This window comes from Psychrobacter sp. UBA3068, assembly GCF_002366815.1.
GTDB lineage: Bacteria > Pseudomonadota > Gammaproteobacteria > Pseudomonadales > Moraxellaceae > Psychrobacter > Psychrobacter namhaensis.
This window is the reverse complement of the sequence record NZ_DFBY01000012.1, coordinates 25,888-49,093: the sequence shown is the minus strand read 5'-3', so window position 1 is coordinate 49,093 and position 23,206 is coordinate 25,888. Positions and strand designations below refer to the sequence as shown.

The following is a 23,206-nucleotide window of genomic DNA, read 5'->3' as shown; positions in this document are numbered from 1 at the left end:
AATAAGCCTGTCATCTGTTTTTACGCAGTGGCTGCCACGACAGCTATTGTGGTTATTAATACTCAGTACGGTCACAGTGGCTCACGCTCATGAGAGCCAAACCGAGCATACGCACAGCAGCGAAATGGCCAACCAAGCAAATACGGTAGCAGTGACAGCTGCTGCGCTAAATACGCCCAGTGACACCCTGCAAACTCAGCATGAGCAGTCGCTCATTACGCCAGAATCAGCACCAACCAGCCTGCCCTCGACTGCGGCCTCAGGGGATACTATCGAGCAGTTTGTGGCGGGTGATTTTGGTCAGCGGCAAGCCATGCTAAGTCACTGGCCAGGTTCGGTTGAGAGCCTGGATAATTTGGTGGCGTTCATTGAAAATGACGAGCTATATCAAGGCAACGGTGATCAAACTTATTTGCTCAATGCCGATGATCAGCTGTTGACTTATCCTGATAAAAAAGAGACGGCAGATTGGCCAAGTGACTTAGCACCAATCACCCTGACCAATGCGCTCCGCTCGGCGCTTATCTTTGGGCGCGCCAAGGTCAAGCTAGAGTCTGACAAACCCGCACAGCGTCTACAAGCCGTGGCGATTTTGGCTGACAATATTGACCAAGTAGATCCCGCCATTATTACAGCAGCAGCGGCTACCGAGGACAATGCTAAAGTCAAAAAAGCACTGGCCGCACTACAAGCGCGTATTGACTTCAAAAACGGTGATCTACCAACGCAAATTGCGGCGCTGTCTGTGCTTGCTGACAGCGACAGCCCGCAGGTATTGGTTGATATAGAGTCTGCCCTTGCCAATGATAATGTAAACCCCACGCTCAAAGCGGCCCTTATCGATGCCAGAGATAGCGTGGCGCGCCGTATCCAAATAAGCACATGGACCGGTCATATCTTCACGGGTATGAGTACCGCCAGTATTTTACTGCTGGCGGCGCTTGGTCTTGCCATTACCTTTGGTTTGCTGGGCGTGATTAATATGGCGCACGGTGAGCTGATTATGATTGGTGCTTATACCACTTATATGGTGCAAAACTTATTTCAAACTTACTTGCCAGATATGGCTGGTTGGTATTTGCTTGCCGCTATTCCAGCGGCTTTTATGGTCAGCGCTATCATCGGCATGGTTATTGAGCGTATCGTGATTCGTCCATTATATGGCCGTGAGCTAGAGACTTTATTGGCGACCTTTGGGGTGAGTCTGATTTTGATGCAATTGGTACGGATGATTTTTGGCGCTCAAAACGTGGAAGTCAGTAACGTGGCGTGGCTCAGCGGTGCGTATCAAGTGTCGTCAAGCCTTGTGCTCCCTTATAACCGTATTGCCATCATCGTGTTTACTATCATTATCGTGGCGCTCTTGGTGTATTTACTCAATAAGACTCGCTTTGGTTTGTTTATACGAGCAGTCACTCAAAATCGTCAAATGGCGCGTGCTGTCGGTATCCGCTCCGCCCGTATCGATATGATGGCATTTGGTTTGGGTTCTGGTCTGGCTGGCATGGCTGGCTGCGCTTTGGCGCAAGTAGGTAACGTGGGTCCTGATTTGGGCCAAACTTATATTATCGACACGTTTTTGGTCGTGGTCGTGGGCGGTGTCGGACAAGTATGGGGCGCGGTATTGGCCGCCTTAGGGCTTGGTATCAGCGGCACAGTACTCGAGATTGGTATTGGCGCTGTATTGGCTAAAATTGTGTTGTTGGTTCTTGTGATTCTGTTTATTCAGAAGCGGCCACAAGGTTTATTTGCACTCAAAGGCCGCTTTGTCGAATAAGGAGACCGCTATGATATTAACCAAATTACTGTCTGATACACCGCGTAGCGCCATTTTGATTGGTGTGTGCTTTGCCATACTATTGATACTGCCTTGGCTACACTTGATGCCAGAGACCTCCCCTTTTTACCTATCCGCCTACTGGATCACGCTCATTGGCAAAATCATGGCATTGGCCATGGTGGCCTTAGCGTTAGATCTCGTATGGGGCTACGCCGGTATTTTGAGTTTGGGCCACGGTTTGTACTTTGCCTTGGGTGGTTATGCGTTTGGCATGTATTTAACACGCGAAACAGCGGGCGACGCCTTGCCCGATTTTATGCGCTTTTTGAGCTGGACTGAAATGCCGTGGTACTGGGCGGGCACTCAAAACTTTTGGTGGGCCATGGCGCTGGTGATACTGGTGCCTGGAGTGATCGCTTTTATTTTTGGCTTCTTTGCCTTTCGCTCCAAAATCAAAGGCGTGTATTTTTCGATCATTACCCAAGCGATGGTGTACGCCGCAGCCTTACTATTCTTCCGTAACGAAACGGGCTTTGGCGGCAACAATGGCTTTACGGGCTTTACCACGCTCCTTGGCTATGACATTACTGCCGCTTCAACCCGCGCCTTGCTGTGCTTTGTTACTGCCGTCGCGCTTTTGCTGTCCTACATGGGCCTACGCTATTTGATGAACCAGCCTTATGGCCGAGTGCTTGGCGCCATTCGTGATAGCGAAAACCGCTTACAGTACTTAGGTTACCGTACGCTATGGTACAAGCTGTCTGCTTGGGTGTTATCTGCCGTCATTGCAGGTATCGCAGGCGCGCTCTATGTGCCGCAAGTGGGGATCATCAACCCAAGCGAGATGAACCCTGTGAACTCCATTGAAATGGCGGTCTGGGTAGCAACGGGCGGTAGAGGCAAACTGATTGGCGCCATTTTAGGCACTGGCGTGGTCAATTCGGTCAAGACCTACTTTACGGTTGCCTATCCTGAGTTTTGGCTACTGATACTAGGCGGGCTATTCGTGGTGGTCACCCTGTTCTTACCCAACGGTATTATGGGCTTGTTCGACCGCTTTAAAAAGGAGAAGCAATAATGCTAAATCACAAATCACTATCGTCCAAGCCGCCTACTCGTGTCACGCCAAAAAGTGAGTCATTAAATAATACCCTTAGCGCTAATGGCAAGCCATCTAATCCAACCAATGAATATGGAAGTACGCATGGCGGTGATGGCCTCAGTCACCCAAAATCAGCAGAGGTGGATTTTAGCCACGGCATTGCTCTGTACTTAGAAGAGGTGAGTGTTTGGTTTGATTCGTTTCGGGCTCTTAATAATTTGTCACTCTACATTGAAGAGGGTGAGCTGCGCTGCATCATTGGCCCCAATGGCGCGGGCAAAACCACGCTGATGGACGTCATTACTGGTAAAACCCGTCCCACTGAGGGCAGCGTATTTTTTGGTCAAACCCACAACCTTGCCAGCTTATCGACCGAAGAAATCGCTGAGGCTGGCATTGGCCGTAAGTTTCAAAAACCCACCGTGTTCGAAAATTTTACGGTGATGGACAATTTGTTGCTTGCCGCACCCAAAGACAAGCGCGTCGTCAAAAGCTTGTTTAATAAACTCGACGCGGATACTCGCGTTACCTTAGACACTACCCTACAGCAAATCCGCTTAACGGACAGCATAAACAAACCTGCTGGCTTGCTCTCACACGGGCAAAAGCAGTGGCTTGAGATTGGCATGCTCCTTATGCAAAGCCCTAAACTTATTTTGCTTGATGAGCCTGTGGCGGGTATGACCGATGCCGAAACCGAGCACACCGCTGAGCTGTGCCTGCGCCTCAAACAAAACCATACGCTGATCGTGGTTGAGCATGACATGACCTTTATCGATGCCATTAGCGAAAAAGTCACGGTATTGGCGCAAGGGGCTATTTTGGCCGAAGGCACATTAGCTGAGGTACAAGCCAACGAAGCGGTGATTGAGTCCTACTTGGGTCGATAAACCACAAAACAATTCGAGGTTAGGAGACAATTATGTTACAAGTTAATGCCATCAACCAATATTACGGCGGCAGTCACATCTTACGGGATGTCTCGTTTACCGCGCCTGTGGGCGAATGTAGTGTGGTGCTCGGCCGCAATGGCGTAGGCAAAACCACGCTGCTTAAATGTCTGATGGGCATACTGCCAATCAAGTCAGGACAAATTTTACTCAATGACAAAGACATCAGCAAACTATCATCTGAGCAGCGCGTACGGGAAGGCCTAGCGTACGTGCCGCAAGGGCGCGATATCTTTTCGACTTTGACGGTCGAGGAAAACATTTTGATTGGTATGGCCAAGTTTTCACGTAGCAAAGCGCGGCAAGTGCCCAAGCATTTGTATGACATTTTTCCCGTACTCGATGAAATGAAACACCGTCGCGGTGGAGATTTATCAGGGGGTCAGCAGCAGCAACTGGCTATCGCTCGTGCGCTAGCCTCTGAGCCGGCCGTACTGATTTTAGATGAGCCTACTGAAGGCATTCAACCATCTATTATCAAAGATATTGGCCGCGTCCTGCGCGATTTGGCCCATCAAGGCGACATGGCTATTGTACTGGTCGAGCAGTTCTACGAGTTTGCCGAGGAGCTTGCTGACAACTACACCGTACTGTCGCGCGGGCAAGTAGTGTCACAGGGGGCAGGCGACAGCATGCTAGCAAACAACGTGCAAGAGTTGGTCGCCATTTAACCCCACTCGGTCACGCTCACGTGATAGTGACAGCCCGATAGCGTTAAAGATGGCATATTTGTCCTAGGCTGTCATCTAGCGTCAATCCCCCATAAAGCCAATAAAGTACGGTTAGGAACAACGTCTCATCTTACCAACCTCCAGTGACTGCCGCCTCGCAATTGTGTATGCCCAGCGGATGAAATTTGCTATTATAGTCAGCACTTTATTATCAATATTATGATGCCCTTATGATGATTCATCCTCAGTACGATCCTGTCGCCTTAGCACTTGGACCCGTCGAAGTCCATTGGTATGGACTGATGTATTTACTGGCATTTGCTGCCGCTTATGGTTTGGCATGGTATCGCAGCACCAAACGCGACAACTGGTCTACAGACATGGTCTCGGACTTGGTGTTTTTTGGGGCACTGGGTGTCATTTTAGGGGGCCGGGTCGGCTATGTGTTGTTTTATCAATTCAGCGAGCTGCTAGAAAATCCCGCTTATCTATTCAAGGTCTGGGAAGGCGGTATGTCATTTCATGGTGGCCTCATCGGTGTCATGCTTGGTATGCTGTATTTTGCCCGCAAGTATAAAAAGACACCCTTTCAGGTGCTTGATTTTATCGTCCCTTGCGTACCGACTGGTCTGTTGTTTGGCCGTATTGGTAACTATATCAATGGTGAGCTGTGGGGCCGCGTCTCTGATGGCGGTTATAATTGGCTCACTTACTTTCCTCAGGCGGCGGGCTTTGATATGCAGCTACTACAGGCCAATCCTGAGCTGCAAGATATTATGATTGAGGTCAATGGACAGTATCTACTGCCTCGCCACCCGTCACAGTTGTATGAAGCCTTTGCCGAAGGGCTGCTACTGTTTCTGTTTTTGTGGTGGTATTCCTCAAAACCCCGTCCTCGTATGGCAGTCACCGGTGTTTTCATGTTGGGTTACGGTTTTAGCCGCTTTATCATCGAGTTCTTCCGTCAGCCGGATGTCGACCAAGGATTCATTTTGTTAGGTTGGATGACCAAAGGACAAATTTTGAGCGCCCCGATGATTATTATTGGTCTGTTCTTGGTCGGTTACGCTTACAAACGCGGTATCTATGATTGGGGCAAGCAAGCTGCTTATTAAGACGGTTGCTTCAATACCGACAGTGATAACTTGAATATGAATAATAGGGCAAATGGTGACAAACACCTACCCTAGCAATACTTTTAACAACGACAGTGTTTATAACGATAATTCGCCCAGTAGTAGGCGCTGTCGGCAGTAATTAAAGAGCATTTTTTATGATCAATGGCAACCAAAGTAATAACGAGCAAGCGTATCTTGATTTGCTGCGCCACGTCCTCGCTAATGGTACGGAAAAAGGCGATCGTACTGGTACGGGTACGTTAAGCCACTTTGGCGCGCAGTTACGTTTTGACTTAACGACAGGCTTTCCTCTGTTAACGACCAAAAAAGTACACTTTAAATCCATCGTCTATGAGCTACTATGGTTCTTAAGCGGGAGCACCCACGTCAACTACTTACAAGAAAACGGCGTGCGTATTTGGAATGAGTGGGCAACGGCAGAACAAACCGCCCGCTTCAACCGTCCTGCTGGCGATTTAGGCCCAGTGTATGGTCATCAATGGCGTAATTATGGCGCAAGTAAGCGTGAAGATGGCAGCTACGACAGCGATGGCGTCGATCAAATAGCGCAAGTTATTGAGCAAATAAAGCACAACCCTAATTCACGACGCTTAATTGTGTCAGGTTGGAATCCGGGTGAGGCAGAACAAGTCGCCTTGCCGCCTTGTCATACGCTGTTTCAATTCTTTGTCGCGGACAATAAACTGTCGTGCCAGCTCTATCAGCGTTCAGCAGATTTGTTTTTAGGTGTGCCGTTCAATATCGCAAGCTACGCGCTATTGACCCACATGGTTGCGCAGGTTTGTGGACTCGACGTTGGCGAGTTTATCTGGACGGGCGGCGACTGTCATATTTATCAAAACCACCGCGAGCAAGTCGAACGACAGCTGACACGCTCGCTTTATCAGCTGCCAACATTGACGCTCAACGCGGATGTTGATAATATTTTTGCTTTTACCTATGAAGATATTAGCGTGGATGGCTATGAGTCACATCCTGCTATTAAAGCAAAAGTGGCGGTATAAGCAGCTGTTTTTACTTCATTTTTAATGAGAATAACAAGGATATATTATGAGTTATGCCCGCACTGAAGTCGCCCAAATCGCTGCTATTAGTAGTAATCGCTGTATCGGCAAGGATAATAAGCTGCCGTGGCATATCTCAACAGACTTGCAGCATTTCAAAAAGCTGACCACCAAAGAAAATGAGGGCGCGACGCAAGGTATCGTCATTATGGGCCGCAAGACATTTGAGTCGATGGGCAGCAAACCGTTACCAAAGCGCGTGAGCTTTATTATCAGTAGCCAGTTGGATTACGCTGAAAAAGCAGGCCTAGTCGGCAACGATAACGCTTATGTCGTACACAATTTAGACGATGCGTTAACGCAAGCCGCTAGTCTCGCCCACGGCGCGCATCTTGACACGATTTGGGTGATTGGTGGTGAGCGCGTATTTAATGACGCCATGATGTACACGGATCGTATCGAATTGACCCACGTAGACACTGACATTTCTGATGGGGAGGCTTTTTATCCAGAATTGCCCGATGACTTTATAGTCGCAGCAGAATCTGAGCAAATGCGTGATGAAAAAAGCGAGTTAGCGTTTAGATTTGTGACTTACCAAAGAAAAGCCAATCAATAATAGCGACTCGCTTGTTAAAAATAAAATAATGGGGATCTCATGGTTGGGTAAAACTGTCTATGATGTCCCCATTATAGTGTGGCCAACGCATCATATTAAGACACGGGCAAAACCAAGTTCAGGCCATAGCTATCTAGTATAATATTTGGTCAGGCTACTCATGCAGTACTTTATAAACCGTCTTCGCCAGCACCGGACCAATGCCTTGCACACCTGCCAATTCTTGCTGAGAGGCCCCAAGCAGCTGCTGCATACCGCCAAAGTGATTGAGTAAGTCACGGCGGCGCTTTTCACCGAGTCCTGGTATCACCTCAAGCACGGACGATGAACGGCGCTTATCACGCTTCTTACGATGCGCTGTGATCGCAAAACGGTGCGCCTCATCACGAATGTGCATCAATAAATGCAGCGCTTTGCTATCCATTGGCAAATCAAGCGGCTCATGGTCAATAAAGTGTAGTACCTCAAGTCCAGCCTTGCGCCCCTCGCCTTTTGCCACACTAATGAGCAAAGTATCACCAAGAATACCCAATTCTGTCAGCACGTCTTTGGCTATCCCAAGCTGACCTTTACCACCATCGATGAGCAACAAATCTGGCAGTGGCTGTTTCTTATAGCGACGCGTCAACACTTGCTTCATTGCCGCATAATCATCACCGCCTTGAATATCATGAATCGCATACTGACGGTAATCACGACGACGCGAGCCACCTTGATCAAAGACCACGCAGCTGCCAATGGTCGCCTCGCCCATGGTATGGGAAATATCAAAGCATTCAATCCGATCAATGGTTCGATCTGTGACATCAGCTAGCACGTCTTTTAAGGCGCCAAAGCGTGCATGCAGCTCTAAATAATCACCCAGCTTGATTTTTAGCGCATTATTTGTATTCAGTTTTGCTAAGTCTAGCCATTCTGAACGGTGCTCGCGTACTTTATTCTTAATAACGACTTTGCTACCAAAATGCGTTGCCAGTGCCTCACTAACGGCATTTTGATCCGGCAACTCATGGCTTAAAATAATCTCTGCTGGTAAATCATCGGTCACCTGAAAATAGAACGACGTAATAAAGGCCGACAAGTTATCTGCAAGCGGCTCACTACTATCGACATCAGGAAAATAGTTCTTACCACCCAACACACGGCCACCGCGCACGGTAAGTACGTTGACACAAGTCATACCTGCCTGACTGGCAATAGAAATCACATCGGCCTCACCTTCTACCGTATAAACGGCTTGCCGCGCTTGTACTTCGCGCAGCATCGACAGCTGATCGCGATAAAATACGGCCTTTTCAAAATCCAACGCTTCAGCAGCACTCTCCATTTTTTCAATCAGGGCACTATGAATGTCGCTAGAATCGCCCTTTAAAAAGCGAATCGTGTTGTTAACATCTTCGCTATATTCTTCTGGCGACACCAAACCCACGCAAGGCGCACGGCAACGCTTAATCTGGTACTCAAGACAAGGGCGCTTGCGTTGTTTAAAAAAAGTATTGGTACATTGGCGCATTTGAAACATTTTTTGCATCAGCACCAGTGTTTCTTTAGCGGCATGGGCTGAGGGAAAAGGCCCAAAAAACCGTCCTTTTTGATGATTGCCTTTGCCGCGCCCATACGCCAGTCTGGGATAAGGATCATCCGCTGAAATGAACACGTAAAGGTAGGATTTATCATCACGCAACAAAACGTTATAAGGCGGACGATGTTCTTTAATCAGGTTTTGCTCGAGCAATAACGCTTCAGTTTCACTACGAGTAATAATGGTCTCGATATTGTGAATGCGAGCCACCAGCGCCCGTGTCTTGGGGTGGTCGATCGTTTTCGCAAAATAACTATTTACACGACTCTTTAGCGATTTGGCTTTACCAACGTACAGAATATCACCGTTTTTACCCAGCATTTTATAGACCCCTGGCAAGTTTGGCAGGCGCTGAATTAAATGCTTAAGGCGGACTGTTTTATCGTCGGCGGGGCTCGATGCTGAAACATTGACCATAGAATATTTTGCTCTTAAAACGTGATGAATATCAATATTTATGGGGCGACCACACCGATTTTGCAAGCTGATGACATGTTTAGCAACTGCCATAAAAAAAACCAGCACAAGGCTGGTTTTTTAAGCGTACTACTTACAAGCTACTAATGACGGAAGTTTGGTAACAGCGCTGGAATACCAGGCAACATACCAACGATAGCCATCACCCCAGTTAAGACCACAAAGGTAATCACAGGAATAATCCAGCGGCTCATTTTCGAGAGATTGGCACTACGCTCTTTAGAGCCAATAAGTCCTAGATTATCAAGCACCAAGGTGATCGACCACCCAAATGCCGGATTGACTAGCGCGGAAGCAAATACGACAATCGCTGCGGACTGCGTCGTTTTACCTTCACGTGTCATCTCCATACCCGCTTCAAGCAAGGGAATAAAAACCCCCACAATCAGCGCCACACACATCACTGGCTCCCAAATGGCCAAATCCATGGGATAACCCCACACACCCGCAATCAGACAAAACACACCCGTTAACACAGCCCCTGCCGGAATAGGACGCTTAGCAATCGCCGCTGGTACAATATAAGTACCCCATGACGACGCAAAATTCGCGCCGCCCAGTATCGAGCCTGCCACCTGACGAATAGAAGCGCTTGTCATCGTATCATCGATATCCATGAGCACACGCTCAGTACGTTTTGGATAGCTGATTTTCTGAAAGACTTGATGACCCAAGAAGTCTGGTGACCACATGGCGACAGCCAGTACGGCAAATGGCAGCACCACAATAAAGCTCTCAACAGTGGGTAGTCCTAGCATCCAACCGGTGTTTTCGCCCCACCAGTACATCGGGTTCATGTTTGGTAGACCTGGTGCCGTTTCAAACGCAAACGGTGCGCCCATGGCAAAAGCGACACCCCCGCCCAATAAGCAGCTTAAGGGCACAGCTAACCACCGCTTTTGGAAATTCTCAAGCACCGCATACAGTACAATCGTCAGTAGAATCACCACAAAGGCAATGTGCGCCATGCCAATGCCTTCCGCCCAAGCAAACAGATTTTTAACTTGTGAAATCGTACCAATGAAACCTAAATAAAGCAGCAAACCACCACACACGCCTTTACTGGTCAAGTTTGCCAGCAAACTGCCCCCTTTACTGATGGCTAGGAGCAAACCGAAGGCACCAATGAGCAGGCCAAAGGCCATCGGGTGACCGCCAGCGGCAACCACAATAGGAATCAGCGGAATTAATGGACCGTGAGTACCCGCAAGGTTGGCTGTCGGTAGCAAAAACCCTGAAAATAAAATGACAAAAAACGAGACAATTAATAGCTCATAACGCACGTTTTCTAAAACAAACGCGTCGCCCAAACCAAGTGGCCCTGCAAAAGTTGCGGCAATGGCACCCACCATGACCACCTTACCAATGGTTGCGGCCATTGCTGGAATGGTATCTTCATATTCAAAACGATAATCACGAAACGGTAAGTTTGCACGCCAGCGCTTTGGCTGCATGATCTGTAGTTCATGATTTAGATACGCGTCACGACTGTCAAAGCTTGCGCTTGATTGATGCAAATCACGATAACTGCCTGCAAGCTCGCTGTCGTAGTCGGATGGATTGGAAGGCTTCTGATTAGACCCTGGAGAAGGTATCTGAGTATTACTCATCACATTTCCTTATGTCGACTGAGACTTCGGTTAATTACAATAGTTGACTTAGCTCTATATCCAGTAAAGCGTCCATCACAAATTGCACGCTATTGTATGTCATGAGACCTTGAATTGCGAGCCTATAATTATTTAAAGATACTATGCGTCTCATTATTAATGATAACTAAAAGTTTGCATTTATCATTTTATGAACCTTAATTGGCTTTTATTTCGAAAAAGTAATAGTAGGAGAAGTGAGGTTGATCGGTTAATATGAGCTCAGAAAAAGTAGCAATAGCTATGGTGGATACCTATTTTTACCGCTAATAACGCTCTAATAAGTTACGCTATAGTAGATCAAGTAAGTATAAAACTAGCATGACTCGATCAATGCTTTAGCCCGCTCTAAGACTAGCGAGCTTCGTGGTTTTTCATTATGATAAAGGTTTTTTGGTCAGTCACTCTTTAGTACTTAGCATGTAAATGTATCTCAATCAGCAAGCATGTAACATTAAAAAGTAAGATAATAGGATTGATTTATGAGTTTATTACCCATCAACTTTGAGACATTAAAACGTAAAGCTAAAAAAAATATCATGCCGCTGCTGACACCGCATTTACTTAAGTTGCGTATCAACACTTATGCCCCATACGTTGGTGCTGGCATTAAAATTGATCACATCGACCTTGATCAAGGACTGTGCGTGGTGAGTATGGGGTTAAACAGCCTGAACAAAAACATCGTGGGTACCCAGTTTGGGGGCAGCTTGTACGCCATGGTTGATCCATTTTATATGATAATGCTGATGCACCAACTGGGTAGCAGTTACGTGGTTTGGGATAAAAGCTCACATATCGAGTTTGTCGCCCCTGGCAACAGCAAAGTCACCGCTCGAATGAAGATTCCCAGCACCGAGATTACCACTATTCAAGAACTGGCAAAAAACGGTGATGCGGTGTTTCGCACGTATACAGTTGATCTCGTCGATGAGCAGCAGAAAACTGTCGCTACCGTCACTAAAACAATATACATTCGATTACGCAAGTACAGTAAGTCCAAACATCAAAGTAGCCGCGTCGATAACTTTGATGTCTAATTTGATCACTAAGTTGGCTGTTTAACGCCAACGCTCAAACTTAAAACCCCACATACAAAAACCCCAATCTAGCTTTCGCATAGACTGGGGTTTTGTCTTTTTTGGTATGGCCCGCTTATTTATAAATAAACCTATGAATAAGGGCTTGTATCTACTATTGCCTGAGCTTAGTCAATCATACGATCAACTAAGAACAGCCAGCGTGTGCTTAGATACCAGGGGCAGTTTCAACTGCATCCGGTACACCAGCGTCAGTTTTTTTCTGAGCCACTGGACGAGCACCAAGCTTTTCGCGGATACGGGCTGATTTACCAGAGCGCTCACGTAAGTAGTACAGTTTCGCACGGCGAACAGCACCGCGGCGTTTCACTTCAATGCTATCAATGATTGGTGAATGCAATTGGAATGCACGCTCAACACCAACGCCGCTTGAGATTTTACGTACGGTAAACGCTGAGTTTACACCGCGGTTACGCTTAGCGATTACAACGCCTTCAAAAGCCTGTAGACGCTCACGCTCACCTTCACGTACTTTTACTTGAACCACAACGGTATCGCCGGGTGCAAAGCTTGGGCGCTCAAGCAATTGAGCGTTTTCGATGACCTGAACCAATGGATGCTTGTTGCTCATGAGAGTTATCTCCTCACATTAGATAATAGAGGCTTAACGCATATCACCTGTTTGTAATAATTAATCGCATCTCTTTATAGTGAGATGAAACGTAAATGGGTTATAACCAACGGCCATTATGCTATGACTCGTTTTATTATTGCTCAAAATTCTATTGCTTAACTGTTTATCAAAACTCGTTTTTATCTGCTTTTGCCAATGCTTTTAGCCACTTCGCTTGCGTAAGCGTTGGGGTAAACGCTTGCCATAAGTCTGGACGACGCGCTTGCGTACGACTGACTTGCTGACTAAAGCGCCACTTAGCGATATTGGCATGATGACCTGAAAGTAAGACCTCAGGTACTGCTATACCAGCAAACTCATGCGGCTTAGTATAGTGTGGACAATCAAGCAATCCATCCACGAAGGAGTCTTGCTCAGCTGACTTGTCATCACCCATGATATCGGGCAAACGACGTATCACACTATCCATTAGCACCATTGCTGGCAGCTCGCCACCAGTCAACACATAATCACCAAGTGATACTTCCATGTCGACATACTGCGTGAGTAAGCGCTCATCAATACCTTCGTAACGACCGCATAATAAAATCATGCCATCATACTTAGCCATACTGACCACGCTACTCTCGCTGAGCGTCTGCCCTTGTGGTGACATATAAATCACCGGACAGTGCTCACTGTCGACACGGCAACCATGTTGACTCGCTCGCAGACGCGCATCCTCAATGGCTTTTGATAATGGCTCAGCCATCATCACCATCCCAGGACCGCCACCATACGGGCGCTCATCAATACGGCGATAGTTATCAGTGGTATAATCACGTGGATTGATGCAGTCAATCGTAATTTGCTCTTGAGTCACCGCCCGTCCCGTGATTCCAAACTCACGAATCGTGGCAAACATCTCAGGAAAAATACTAATGACGGCAAAATACATCTGATATCTACTTACCTTAAGGCTAAAACGATCGGTGTGAAAACTAATGCCGTCTGACTAAAAAGCCAGAAGCGATATCACCAGAAACGATATCACTAAGTACGATATTAATAGTCACTTGGCCACGCCACCCGCACTGTTTTTTCAGTCATATCGACCTCTATCACAGTTTGCTTGTGCCATGGAATCAGGCGCTCTTCACTATCCAAACTGTCTGAATTTGCCGTTACCCGCATGATGTCATGGGCGCCGGTTTCAAACATTTCAGTAATATCGCCTAGATACTCACCCTGCTCGTTTATCACGCGCAGACTGACCAAATCCGACCAATAATATTCGCCTTCTGCTGTCTCAGGCAAAACGTCTTGTTCAACCCAAACGGTCACCCCGTTCATGGTCTCAGCAACATTACGATCAGGAATTTGCTCAAATTGAGCGACAATTCCTACTCCTTGCTCACGCCAAGCTTTCACAGTCAAAGGTTTCATGCCAGTGGCGGTTTTCATCCACCAAGGCTGCATGTCAAATATGGCCGTACGATCATCAGTATCGCTAAACACCCAAAGCCAGCCTTTGATGCCATAAGGCTTCTTGAGCTGACCGATCTTCATAAGGGAACTAGCGTTTGGAGTAGATGACATAACGGCGAACCTAAAATGATTAAAACACCAACTGTAAAAGACAATTGAGTCAAAAGCGATAAACAGTTAATGGCGCACCCTGGTCAGACCAGTTACGCTATGTATTCTAAAGTCTTCTGAGTCATGCTTATAAACGTGTTACCAGCATCTCAGTGACAGCAAAAAACTTAAGCAGTTGCTTCAGTTTGAGCGGCAGACTTGTTGTAAGATTTTACCAATGAAGCAACGCGATCTGAAGGTTGTGCACCTTTTGCGATCCACGCATTGTACGCTTCCATATTTAGGCGTACTGCTTCTTCAGACTCTTTAGCGAGTGGGTTAAAAAAGCCGATGTTTTCAATATAGCGACCGTCACGCGCGCGGCGTTGATCAGCAACAACTACTTGATAAAATGGGCGTTTCTTGGCACCGCCCCGTGCTAAACGAATAACAACCATGTGAATTCTCTCTTTCGCAGGTATACCAAAAAGGGCATAATTATATCACAGTCTTGATTCATTGAAAACATAAACTGCGCTTATTTAATTATTTATTAACAATAGCTTAAATGCCCATCCATGTAAAACATTATTGATAATAGGCGTGGATTTCAACCAGTCGTGTTGTTGGTTTATTGTGCTACTCTATAGCATCATAGCACGGTCAATCATTAAAATGATCGCTCTCATCCTTAGAAAAATGAAACCGTGCTTTAAAAGTAGGCAGACAAGTCGTTGTCTCTACTTTGAGTTTAATAAAATATCTCCCAACATGTTGGATTTATATGACCACCCCAAACCCAAAACCCCGTCGTAAAGGTTGGCTGCCACGCTCTTACTCCAACACTTGGTTGACAACCTTGATGGTCGCTTTTATCGTTCTTATCAGTGTCAGTTTGTCGATTCTGTTTTTTTGGCGCAGCCTGTATTTGCCTGAGCTAAAAAACCATGCACGCTATTTGACAAGCGAGCTGCAGTTAATGAACAGCGTCAATGAAGACTGGCAAAATCAGCCTAAGGTGCGTCAATGGATTTACCAGCATTCCCATGTGGTGGTGGTGAACAATCCTAACGACTTTCCAGAGGTTTCTGATAAGGCCTTTGTTGGCGTCTTTACCGATGTGCTCCAACGCGAAATCGGCGCGCAGTTGGGTCGACCTGTTGAGGTGTATTTTAAATTTAAACCAACGCCGCAACTTTGGGTACAAGACAGCCGTGATAACAGTTTTTGGATTCGCGAACCGGTGGTTTATTACTCTCAATACAGCCCAGGGCTGCTGGTACTGTTCCTTATTGGTCTGCCGATTTTGTCCCTGTTAACCATTATTTTACTCGCACGGCAACTAAATCGTCCGCTACGATATTTACAGCGCGCCGCAACCAACTACATTCGCCTTGGACACGCCACCACATTACCCACGCAAAAAGGTCCTACCGAGATACGTCAAGTAAACATGGCGTTCAACCGTTTATTTACCACTTTAAATCAGGCGCAAAAAGAACGAACGATCATGCTGGCTGGTATCTCACATGACCTGCGTACCCCATTGACGCGCATGCGCTTGACCGCCGAGATGCTGCCAGATGACTTTTTTCGAGAAGGGTTGATTTACGATATTGAAGATATGGACGCTATTTTGGAGCAATTTATCTCATTTATGAAAGATGGCTCCGATGAACCGGTCAGCCTAACCAATTTGGATACCATATTTAATGAAATTATGGTGCAGTTTTCGCCGATGGAATTTGTTTACCAATCAGAGTGTCACAAAGTGGTCCCCGTCCGTCCCATGTCTATCAAACGTCTCATTATCAATTTGGTAAACAATGCGAAGCGCTACGGTAAACCACCAATTTATCTGTCAGCGACGGTCGTGCCAACTTTCACAGAAACTACACCAGAAACAGACAGCGATGTGGTCAGCGAGAGTGCTGTCAATAAAGAAGCGCAAGAGCAGTTAGTGATATGTGTGCGTGACTGCGGTGATGGCGTGGCAGAAGATCAACTAGAGAGGATTATGCAGCCCTTTGAGCGTGGAGAGACAGCGCGTACCACCCAAGGTAGCGGGCTAGGTCTTGCCATTGTAGGGCGTATCGCGCGTCTGCATCATGGGACCGTGGAAGCCATCAACCATCCTGATGGTGGCCTACAAGTGTGCGTGCGTATTCCCCTACTCTCCAAGGTTGCTGGGGATAAGACGGTGGCCGCTGATACCGAGAAAACCCCTATCTCTCATGACCTGACATCGGGTAAAGATGCCTAAAAACGCAGGAGTGGACATCTAAAGAAGTCCTTACATATTTTTCACGGTGGTTTGAAGCCGTACAGCCTAGTCTTTCGTTCCAATGACAGGCGGAATATATTTGGCACTATTGGTAAACGCTAAGGGCTGCGTTATGTCGTCTTTTGCCGCTTTTAACGTTTGTGTAGTCGATGGCTGCTGCAAGAATAGGTAATAACCCAACGTTAGCGCATTCAGAACTATCAAACCACCAAATAAATATGGCACGCTTTGCTCTCCTATACTTGCAAGCTACTTTTCAAAACCATCAGTTTACCGATAATCAGTCGACCTATGTAGTCAGCCTACCCCATAACCCATTGATTACGTTAACCCTATTTTAACTAAAGAAGATCAATGAGCCAATACGACGATACGACGATACGACGATACTGTTTCACTTCACTATTTCACTTCAAAGTCACGCTCGCTTTTTTCTTGCGTCAATTCATCAGCCGCCAGAATTTGTGTCAGTGGTTTGATGGGCCAAGTCATGACAAATCGGGCACCACCAAGCTCTTGGCTTTCGTTTACCTTCATACTGCCATTAAACCAAAAGGCAATGCGCGACACAATAGACAAGCCCAGACCATAGCCACCTGATGCGCGTGTACGACTGTCATCTAACCGTGAAAACGGAATAAACACCTTTTCGCGATCTGCTTCAGGAATACCATGACCATCATCTTCTACACTCACAAAGGCATTGCCTTTTTTGACGCCCGCACTAATGATAATCGTCGTTTCTGCATAACGTAACGCATTACCTGCGAGGTTCTGAATCACACGGTGTAAATAACGTCGATCTGCGACTGCCGTGACTTTAGCACTGGGTAATTTAGTCACAATTTTGATAGGTTTGCCTAGAGCATTGGTTTCACGTTCAATCTGCTCAAGTAGCTCTCTTAGATTCACTGGTTCTAAATCCAGTTTTGGTGACCCCTCTTCAAGCTTGGCATAGGTCAAAATCTCATCAATCAAACCATTCAGCGATTCAATGTCTTCATCGATATAGTCACGCTGCATAAAGCGTGAGTCCTCATCATCCGTATCAGCCAGCATATCTACGGCAAAGCGAATACGCGCAACAGGGGTACGCAGCTCATGGGACACGGCACGCGTCAACTCTCGCTGTGATTCAATCAAACGCTTGATATGCGAGGTCATGGCGTTAAAGGTCGCTGACAGACGAGCAATCTCATCCTGTCCCAGTACCTGAACTTGAATATCAAGGTTGCCTTTACTGACCTCATTAACCCCGACTTGTATCAATTGTAGTTTGCGTTCGAGAGGGAAAATAAGCGCATACACACCCAAGCTGATTAAAAACATGCTGATAAGAATCATACTAATAATCAAATTAAGGGGATACCAATTAAACAGTGGCACAGGACCGATCAAAATTGCCATGTCGTTAATCTCAGACGGCACTATTACCTTGATAGCTGAATTACTTTTGCTGCTATTGGTGTCCTGTAACGAGATGACGACTTCATCACGGCGTAAGCGCGCCAGCTGATCGGTATCCAAATCAAGCGCGTTGACGGCTTTAAATTCTAATGGAAAGGAGAACTTTTTTTCGAGCTGAGCCAAGCGTGCCCGTTTGTCAGACAACGTCATGTAATAAGACAAATCATCCAACAAGAACACAGCGATTGCCCGCACTTGCTGCTCAGTTACTTGTGATATCCTTGCGGTTAAAACGCTTTGATCGTCTGGGAGACGATAATAGACATCAGCATAAATAGGTTGAGTGACGTAACGAACGACCGTTTTGTCATTTTCAAAACGTCGCAGTTCACTGGCGTTAAAATCTATCTCACTAATAGGTACAACACGAAATTGTGAGCCAAATAAGCTACTGGCATCGGACAGCCAATACTCACGCTGCTCTTCATTATCCTGATGTGAAATACCTTCACTGACCAGATGAAAAGCACCCATGGCCATGTTTTCACGGTAGGACTGCACGCGTTCTTTATTGATTGTATCCATCAACAGCTGAGCAAATAATGCCACACATAAACAGACTATAAGTAGTCCAGCATAAATACGAACGAAGATACTGTGTTTTAAAGAAGAAACTAATGACATACGTGCCGTGACCAACTTAATAAATAAAAACTGCTGATATCATTCAGCCACTAAACGCTGCATTATAAATGATATCGCGCACTATTGAATAAAGAGCCATTCTGACTGCTGTACTTTAACGGACGTATGATCATCGCCTAAAACGGCATTGATACATCTGTTTTTGTACAGCACCCACAATAATTGCTTAATTAAAACACATAATGCTGTATTTAAGTTTAAAAATTAAAATTTAGCCACAAAAAAACCAGCAGGTAAGCTGGTTTTTTTATTTTACGGTCATAATCAATAAGTTACTGTCTGAGAAAAACAGACTTAATTGCCTTCCTTCACAAACAAATAACCCTTACTACGAACGGTTTTAATGCGCTTTGGGTTTTCTGGATCATCACCAATTTTTGGACGAATGCGTGAGATACGTACATCAATTGAGCGATCCTGCCCATCATACTCGATACCACGTAGGCGCTCAAAAATATCTTCACGTGACAAAATTCGGCCAGCATTAGAAGCGAGCAACCACAGTAGGTCATACTCTGCACTCGTGAAATCAACCAACTCATCACCTAGGTTGACTGAACGACCACCATTATCGATGACCAATTCACCAAACTCTAAGCGCTGTGGGACATCTTCTGACGGCGCATTTTCTGAGCGACGGAGTAAAGCACGAATACGAGCAAGCAATACGCGTGGCTGAGCTGGCTTTGCAACATAGTCATCAGCACCCATCTCAAGACCTAGTACTTGATCCATGTCTTCAGTACGAGCCGTCAACATCAAAATAGGGTTTTGATAATGGGGGCGAACTTCACGGCACACCGTCAGACCATCGCTACCAGGAAGCATGACATCAAGCACGACCATATCTGGCTGTTCATTCACGATACGGCGAATCGCACGGTTGCCATCAGTTTCAATGGCTACTTCTAAGCCGTTTTTGACCAAGTAATCTTGAGTCAACATGGCCAGACGCTCATCATCCTCAACAATCAAAATTCGGGGGGTGTTGTCTTCTTCAGTCGTTGTCATTGTTATATCCTCTAATACATCTAATTTAAAAGCAGTAAAAGTAAGAGCGGTAAAATTAATAGCACCATACAGTGGCACAATTGATGTTCGTATAGCTGTTACAAACTTGGTAGCACAGTATACTATTAAACCTACGGCTTCCTGTACTATAGCTTATAGTCGTTAACAAAACCTATAAACTACACCGATTAAAACTTTAGTTTACGTCCAAAAATCATCCATTCTAAGGACGTACCCTTGAGTAAGGTGGTTTTTATTCACGCTTTAGTATTTAGCCCATGCAGGCAGCCACGCGTAGCGAGTCACACAACCACAGTGTTGTTAACTCTCACTTAGTACTTATTATCTATCGTCTCTAATATAACCATATATTGTCGTTGTCGCCAGTATCATTTTTAGAAATTTCTTAATAATAGTTGGCTCCTATGCCATCACACAGATATTTTGGGAACATTTATCTTCTTTAGGTAAACGGCAGCAAAATGCTTGATTGAATAAGTCGTAAAATCCATGGGATTAATCATAGGCACAAAAAAAACAGCCCATCATGGACTGTTTTTTTATGATTGGTTATCAGACTAGATTAAACCATTAGCCTTTTAAACCATAAGATTAAGCGCGGTTTTTGTACTTACGAATCGTCTGTAACTGTCCTACTGATTCTGCAAGCGATGCCAGAGCCGCATTGGTTTGTAACGTATCAGATTGGTTAACCAGCATTTGCTCTGCTTTTTTGCGTGCTTCAACGATTTTGCTTTCGTCAAGGTTATGGGCACGCACGGCTGTATCAGCCAATACTGTTACCATCTTCGGTTGTACTTCTAACACACCACCTGATACATAAATCACTTCTTCTTCACCATTTGGTGTCTGCACTCGCATTGCACCCGGCTTTAACAAAGTAATAAGCGGTGTATGACCTGGCAATACACCAATCTCGCCTTCGGTACCAGTAGCTATTAACATGCTAATTTCGCCTGAATACAACTCTTCACGAGCACTTACGACGCGACATTGTAACGTTGCCATACTTAACTCCTTACGATCAAAACACAATCAAAACTGCGATGCGTTACTTAGTGGCAAATAGATTTATTATGACCTATTTGCCTTTTAGCAAATGCTAACACAACTTAGGCTGCAGTAGATTTCATTTTCTCTGCTTTGGCGACTACTTCATCGATGCTACCAGCCATGTAGAAAGCTTGCTCTGGTAGGTCATCGTATTCACCCGCAATGATTGCTTTAAAGCTAGCAATAGTATCGCGTAGCGGCACATATTTACCAGGTGCACCAGTAAAGACTTCAGCGACGTGGAATGGCTGAGACAAGAAGCGCTGAATCTTACGCGCACGATAAACAACTAGTTTATCTTCTTCTGATAACTCATCCATACCTAGGATGGCGATGATGTCTTTAAGCTCTTTATAACGCTGTAGAACTTCCTGTACCCCACGAGCCACATTATAGTGCTCTTCGCCAATCACTTGTGGATCTAGCTGACGAGAGGTCGAGTCTAGGGGATCAACCGCAGGATAAATACCTTGTGAGGCGATATCACGGTTTAGTACCACTGTCGCATCCAAGTGGGCAAACGTGGTCGCTGGTGATGGATCGGTCAAATCATCGGCAGGTACATATACCGCTTGTACTGAGGTAATAGAGCCTGACTGAGTTGACGTAATACGCTCTTGTAGCATACCCATCTCTTCAGCTAGTGTTGGCTGATAACCAACCGCTGATGGCATACGGCCAAGCAGTGCTGATACTTCAGTACCTGCTAGCGTATAACGATAAATATTATCAACGAACAACAATACGTCACGACCTTTGCCAGTAGCAGGATCTTTGGTATCACGGAAGTATTCAGCCATGGTCAAACCAGACAGGGCAACACGTAGACGGTTACCTGGTGGCTCATTCATCTGGCCATATACCATTGCTACTTTAGATTTACTAAAGTCTTCGGTGTTTACAACGCCAGCTTCTTGCATTTCGTGATAGAAATCATTACCTTCACGCGTACGCTCACCAACACCAGCAAACACTGACAAACCTTCATGCTTTAGCGCGATGTTGTTGATCAATTCCATCATGTTGACGGTCTTACCAACACCCGCACCACCGAACAGACCAACTTTACCACCTTTAGCAAACGGGCAAAGTAGATCGATAACTTTAATACCAGTCTCTAGTAGCTCAGTACTGTTTGACTGATCTGCGTAGGTTGGCGCTTCACGGTGGATAGACCACTTTTCGTCAGCGACAACAGGACCTTCTTCATCAATAGGACGACCAAGAACATCCATAATACGACCAAGGGTACCCGTACCGACAGGTACAGAAATAGCTGCACCCGTATTGGTAACCGCTAAGTTACGCTTTAGGCCTTCGGTTGAACCCATCGCAATAGTACGCACGATACCATCACCTAGCTGTTGCTGTACTTCTAGGGTAGTTTCGGTGCCATCTACTTGCAAGGCATCAAAAATCTGAGGAACTTCGTTACGGTTAAACTCAACGTCAAGAACCGCGCCAATAATCTGTACAATACGACCGCTACTCATTGCGTTCTCCTTGAACTTCTATATATAGGTGTAGTCAATTATGAAACAGCAGCAGCACCGCCAACGATTTCCGAGATTTCTCGGGTAATCGCCGCTTGACGCAGCTTGTTATAAACCAACTGTAAATCGTTAATAAGGTCACCAGCATTATCTGTTGCCGCTTTCATCGCAACCATACGTGAAGACTGCTCAGAGGCAATGTTTTCCATTACCGCTTGATAAACAATCGACTCAATGTAGCGACCAAGCAATTCATCAATCAATGTCTTGATGTCAGGCTCGTAGATGTAATCCCAGCTAAGTTCTGTCTGTAAGCCGCTGTCTTCATCATCAAATGAGTCCTCTGGCAGAGGCACTAACTGATTGACTATTGGCTTTTGGGTCATGGCATTCACAAACTGATTATACACCACATAGATACGGTCTAAATTACCGTTACTATAATCCTCAAGCATGGCTTGGACAGGTGCGTTTAATTGCTCAAACGTTGGCTTGTCGCCATAATCCGTCACCGCTGAGGTGACTTTGCCACCAAAGTTTTTAAAGAAACTCACACCTTTAGCGCCAATGACCGCAAACTCAGCTTGGATAGACTGATCTTGATAATCTTGGATACTCTTAGATAAAGCTTTGAATAGGTTAATATTCAAACCACCCGCCAGACCGCGATCAGAGGTAATGACAATGTAGCCAACCTTATTGACTGGACGCGATACCATATACGGATGTTTGTAGTCTGATGAAGCATGCACCAAATGTGAAATAACCCGGCGCATACTATCAGCATACGGGCGACCCACTTCCATACGCTCTTGGGCACGGCGCATTTTACTTGCCGCTACCATTTGCATAGCACGAGTAATTTTTTGGGTGCTTTTAATACTGGTGACTTTGGCACGTATCTCTTTTAAGCTTGCCATAATGATTCCAATATAAGAGGGTTAAAAAGCATTGGCGCATGCGACAATCATTTGATACACAACATCACTCTTACAGAGTAACATTTTATATCTTGTGCATTACGCGAT

General features: G+C 45.8%; 20 protein-coding genes and 1 pseudogene. 9 read left to right on the top strand and 12 right to left on the bottom strand.

What is annotated here, in order from left to right; genetic code table 11:
• Window positions 1-124: 124 nt before the first annotated feature.
• From urtB to B2P60_RS03125, 7 genes and pseudogenes are all read left to right on the top strand, one after another.
• A complete protein-coding gene (urtB, locus tag B2P60_RS03155; protein ID WP_414706619.1) occupies window positions 125-1,777 on the top strand; it encodes an urea ABC transporter permease subunit UrtB in 1,653 nt (550 codons plus the stop codon).
• Window positions 1,778-1,787: 10 nt separating this feature from the next.
• Window positions 1,788-2,858 (top strand): urea ABC transporter permease subunit UrtC, encoded by a 1,071-nt coding sequence (gene urtC, locus B2P60_RS03150; protein WP_286739408.1) that lies wholly within the window; start codon window positions 1,788-1,790, stop codon window positions 2,856-2,858.
• A 161-nt stretch (window positions 2,859-3,019) separates the two neighbouring features.
• A pseudogene (gene urtD / locus B2P60_RS03145) lies at window positions 3,020-3,772 on the top strand (urea ABC transporter ATP-binding protein UrtD); the annotation flags it as partial.
• Between the two features lie 32 nt (window positions 3,773-3,804).
• Window positions 3,805-4,503, top strand: coding sequence for an urea ABC transporter ATP-binding subunit UrtE (gene urtE, locus B2P60_RS03140; RefSeq protein ID WP_286739406.1), 699 nt, complete (start codon window positions 3,805-3,807; stop codon window positions 4,501-4,503).
• A 230-nt stretch (window positions 4,504-4,733) separates the two neighbouring features.
• Window positions 4,734-5,618: a prolipoprotein diacylglyceryl transferase gene (lgt, locus tag B2P60_RS03135; RefSeq protein WP_198334433.1), complete on the top strand. Its 885-nt coding sequence runs from the start codon at window positions 4,734-4,736 to the stop codon at window positions 5,616-5,618.
• A 158-nt stretch (window positions 5,619-5,776) separates the two neighbouring features.
• Window positions 5,777-6,646 (top strand): thymidylate synthase, encoded by an 870-nt coding sequence (locus B2P60_RS03130; RefSeq protein WP_198334432.1) that lies wholly within the window; start codon window positions 5,777-5,779, stop codon window positions 6,644-6,646.
• Window positions 6,647-6,692: 46 nt separating this feature from the next.
• The gene (locus tag B2P60_RS03125) at window positions 6,693-7,265 is read left to right on the top strand and encodes a dihydrofolate reductase (protein ID WP_230710683.1); all 573 of its coding nucleotides are present in this window, start codon (window positions 6,693-6,695) and stop codon (window positions 7,263-7,265) included.
• A 154-nt stretch (window positions 7,266-7,419) separates the two neighbouring features.
• Here B2P60_RS03125 and uvrC read toward each other — a convergent pair whose 3' ends face one another.
• Complete coding sequence (uvrC, locus tag B2P60_RS03120) at window positions 7,420-9,264, bottom strand: excinuclease ABC subunit UvrC (RefSeq protein WP_286739453.1); 1,845 nt, start codon at window positions 9,262-9,264, stop codon at window positions 7,420-7,422.
• A 143-nt stretch (window positions 9,265-9,407) separates the two neighbouring features.
• The gene (locus B2P60_RS03115; protein WP_193005554.1) at window positions 9,408-10,934 is read right to left on the bottom strand and encodes a DUF3360 family protein; all 1,527 of its coding nucleotides are present in this window, start codon (window positions 10,932-10,934) and stop codon (window positions 9,408-9,410) included.
• A gap of 521 nt (window positions 10,935-11,455) precedes the next feature.
• Between B2P60_RS03115 and B2P60_RS03110 the strand changes: the two genes are divergently transcribed.
• Window positions 11,456-12,013, top strand: a complete 558-nt coding sequence (locus tag B2P60_RS03110; RefSeq protein WP_193005555.1) for a DUF4442 domain-containing protein — start codon at window positions 11,456-11,458, stop codon at window positions 12,011-12,013.
• A 208-nt stretch (window positions 12,014-12,221) separates the two neighbouring features.
• On the opposite strand, the gene rplS is transcribed toward B2P60_RS03110, so the two are convergent.
• From rplS to rpsP, 4 genes are all read right to left on the bottom strand, one after another.
• Entirely contained in the window at window positions 12,222-12,644 is a 423-nt protein-coding gene (gene rplS / locus B2P60_RS03105) for a 50S ribosomal protein L19 (RefSeq protein WP_193005556.1), read from the bottom strand.
• Between the two features lie 169 nt (window positions 12,645-12,813).
• On the bottom strand, window positions 12,814-13,584 hold the full coding sequence (gene trmD / locus B2P60_RS03100; RefSeq protein ID WP_286739400.1) for a tRNA (guanosine(37)-N1)-methyltransferase TrmD: 771 nt from the start codon (window positions 13,582-13,584) through the stop codon (window positions 12,814-12,816).
• A 107-nt stretch (window positions 13,585-13,691) separates the two neighbouring features.
• A complete protein-coding gene (rimM, locus tag B2P60_RS03095; protein WP_286739398.1) occupies window positions 13,692-14,225 on the bottom strand; it encodes a ribosome maturation factor RimM in 534 nt (177 codons plus the stop codon).
• Window positions 14,226-14,392: 167 nt separating this feature from the next.
• Window positions 14,393-14,662 (bottom strand): 30S ribosomal protein S16, encoded by a 270-nt coding sequence (gene rpsP, locus B2P60_RS03090; protein WP_193005559.1) that lies wholly within the window; start codon window positions 14,660-14,662, stop codon window positions 14,393-14,395.
• Between the two features lie 326 nt (window positions 14,663-14,988).
• On the opposite strand from rpsP, the gene B2P60_RS03085 reads away from it, so the two are divergent.
• Window positions 14,989-16,467: an ATP-binding protein gene (locus B2P60_RS03085; RefSeq protein ID WP_286739397.1), complete on the top strand. Its 1,479-nt coding sequence runs from the start codon at window positions 14,989-14,991 to the stop codon at window positions 16,465-16,467.
• Window positions 16,468-16,533: 66 nt separating this feature from the next.
• Here the strand turns inward: B2P60_RS03085 and B2P60_RS03080 are convergent, their stop codons facing one another.
• The 6 genes from B2P60_RS03080 to atpG form a co-directional block, all read right to left on the bottom strand.
• The gene (locus tag B2P60_RS03080) at window positions 16,534-16,713 is read right to left on the bottom strand and encodes a hypothetical protein (protein WP_198334427.1); all 180 of its coding nucleotides are present in this window, start codon (window positions 16,711-16,713) and stop codon (window positions 16,534-16,536) included.
• A 177-nt stretch (window positions 16,714-16,890) separates the two neighbouring features.
• Complete coding sequence (locus B2P60_RS03075) at window positions 16,891-18,579, bottom strand: ATP-binding protein (protein WP_286739395.1); 1,689 nt, start codon at window positions 18,577-18,579, stop codon at window positions 16,891-16,893.
• Window positions 18,580-18,894: 315 nt separating this feature from the next.
• Window positions 18,895-19,611, bottom strand: a complete 717-nt coding sequence (locus tag B2P60_RS03070; protein ID WP_058023509.1) for a response regulator — start codon at window positions 19,609-19,611, stop codon at window positions 18,895-18,897.
• 612 nt (window positions 19,612-20,223) lie between these two features.
• Window positions 20,224-20,640, bottom strand: a complete 417-nt coding sequence (locus tag B2P60_RS03065) for a F0F1 ATP synthase subunit epsilon (RefSeq protein ID WP_193005563.1) — start codon at window positions 20,638-20,640, stop codon at window positions 20,224-20,226.
• 104 nt (window positions 20,641-20,744) lie between these two features.
• Window positions 20,745-22,178, bottom strand: a complete 1,434-nt coding sequence (gene atpD / locus B2P60_RS03060; protein ID WP_286739392.1) for a F0F1 ATP synthase subunit beta — start codon at window positions 22,176-22,178, stop codon at window positions 20,745-20,747.
• Between the two features lie 38 nt (window positions 22,179-22,216).
• Window positions 22,217-23,098, bottom strand: coding sequence for a F0F1 ATP synthase subunit gamma (atpG, locus tag B2P60_RS03055; RefSeq protein ID WP_286739390.1), 882 nt, complete (start codon window positions 23,096-23,098; stop codon window positions 22,217-22,219).
• Window positions 23,099-23,206: the final 108 nt, after the last annotated feature.

Excerpts from the sequence above, each read along its gene's own strand:
- urtB (WP_414706619.1), top strand. The coding sequence starts at position 125 with ATGGCCAACCAAGCAAATACGGTAGCAGTGACAGCTGCTGCGCTAAAT.
- urtC (WP_286739408.1), top strand. The coding sequence starts at position 1,788 with ATGATATTAACCAAATTACTGTCTGATACACCGCGTAGCGCCATTTTG.
- urtE (WP_286739406.1), top strand. The coding sequence starts at position 3,805 with ATGTTACAAGTTAATGCCATCAACCAATATTACGGCGGCAGTCACATC.
- lgt (WP_198334433.1), top strand. The coding sequence starts at position 4,734 with ATGATGATTCATCCTCAGTACGATCCTGTCGCCTTAGCACTTGGACCC.
- B2P60_RS03130 (WP_198334432.1), top strand. The coding sequence starts at position 5,777 with ATGATCAATGGCAACCAAAGTAATAACGAGCAAGCGTATCTTGATTTG.
- B2P60_RS03125 (WP_230710683.1), top strand. The coding sequence starts at position 6,693 with ATGAGTTATGCCCGCACTGAAGTCGCCCAAATCGCTGCTATTAGTAGT.
- uvrC (WP_286739453.1), bottom strand. The coding sequence starts at position 9,264 with ATGGTCAATGTTTCAGCATCGAGCCCCGCCGACGATAAAACAGTCCGC.
- B2P60_RS03115 (WP_193005554.1), bottom strand. The coding sequence starts at position 10,934 with ATGAGTAATACTCAGATACCTTCTCCAGGGTCTAATCAGAAGCCTTCC.
- B2P60_RS03110 (WP_193005555.1), top strand. The coding sequence starts at position 11,456 with ATGAGTTTATTACCCATCAACTTTGAGACATTAAAACGTAAAGCTAAA.
- rplS (WP_193005556.1), bottom strand. The coding sequence starts at position 12,644 with ATGAGCAACAAGCATCCATTGGTTCAGGTCATCGAAAACGCTCAATTG.
- trmD (WP_286739400.1), bottom strand. The coding sequence starts at position 13,584 with ATGTATTTTGCCGTCATTAGTATTTTTCCTGAGATGTTTGCCACGATT.
- rimM (WP_286739398.1), bottom strand. The coding sequence starts at position 14,225 with ATGTCATCTACTCCAAACGCTAGTTCCCTTATGAAGATCGGTCAGCTC.
- rpsP (WP_193005559.1), bottom strand. The coding sequence starts at position 14,662 with ATGGTTGTTATTCGTTTAGCACGGGGCGGTGCCAAGAAACGCCCATTT.
- B2P60_RS03085 (WP_286739397.1), top strand. The coding sequence starts at position 14,989 with ATGACCACCCCAAACCCAAAACCCCGTCGTAAAGGTTGGCTGCCACGC.
- B2P60_RS03075 (WP_286739395.1), bottom strand. The coding sequence starts at position 18,579 with ATGTCATTAGTTTCTTCTTTAAAACACAGTATCTTCGTTCGTATTTAT.
- B2P60_RS03070 (WP_058023509.1), bottom strand. The coding sequence starts at position 19,611 with ATGACAACGACTGAAGAAGACAACACCCCCCGAATTTTGATTGTTGAG.
- B2P60_RS03065 (WP_193005563.1), bottom strand. The coding sequence starts at position 20,640 with ATGGCAACGTTACAATGTCGCGTCGTAAGTGCTCGTGAAGAGTTGTAT.
- atpD (WP_286739392.1), bottom strand. The coding sequence starts at position 22,178 with ATGAGTAGCGGTCGTATTGTACAGATTATTGGCGCGGTTCTTGACGTT.
- atpG (WP_286739390.1), bottom strand. The coding sequence starts at position 23,098 with ATGGCAAGCTTAAAAGAGATACGTGCCAAAGTCACCAGTATTAAAAGC.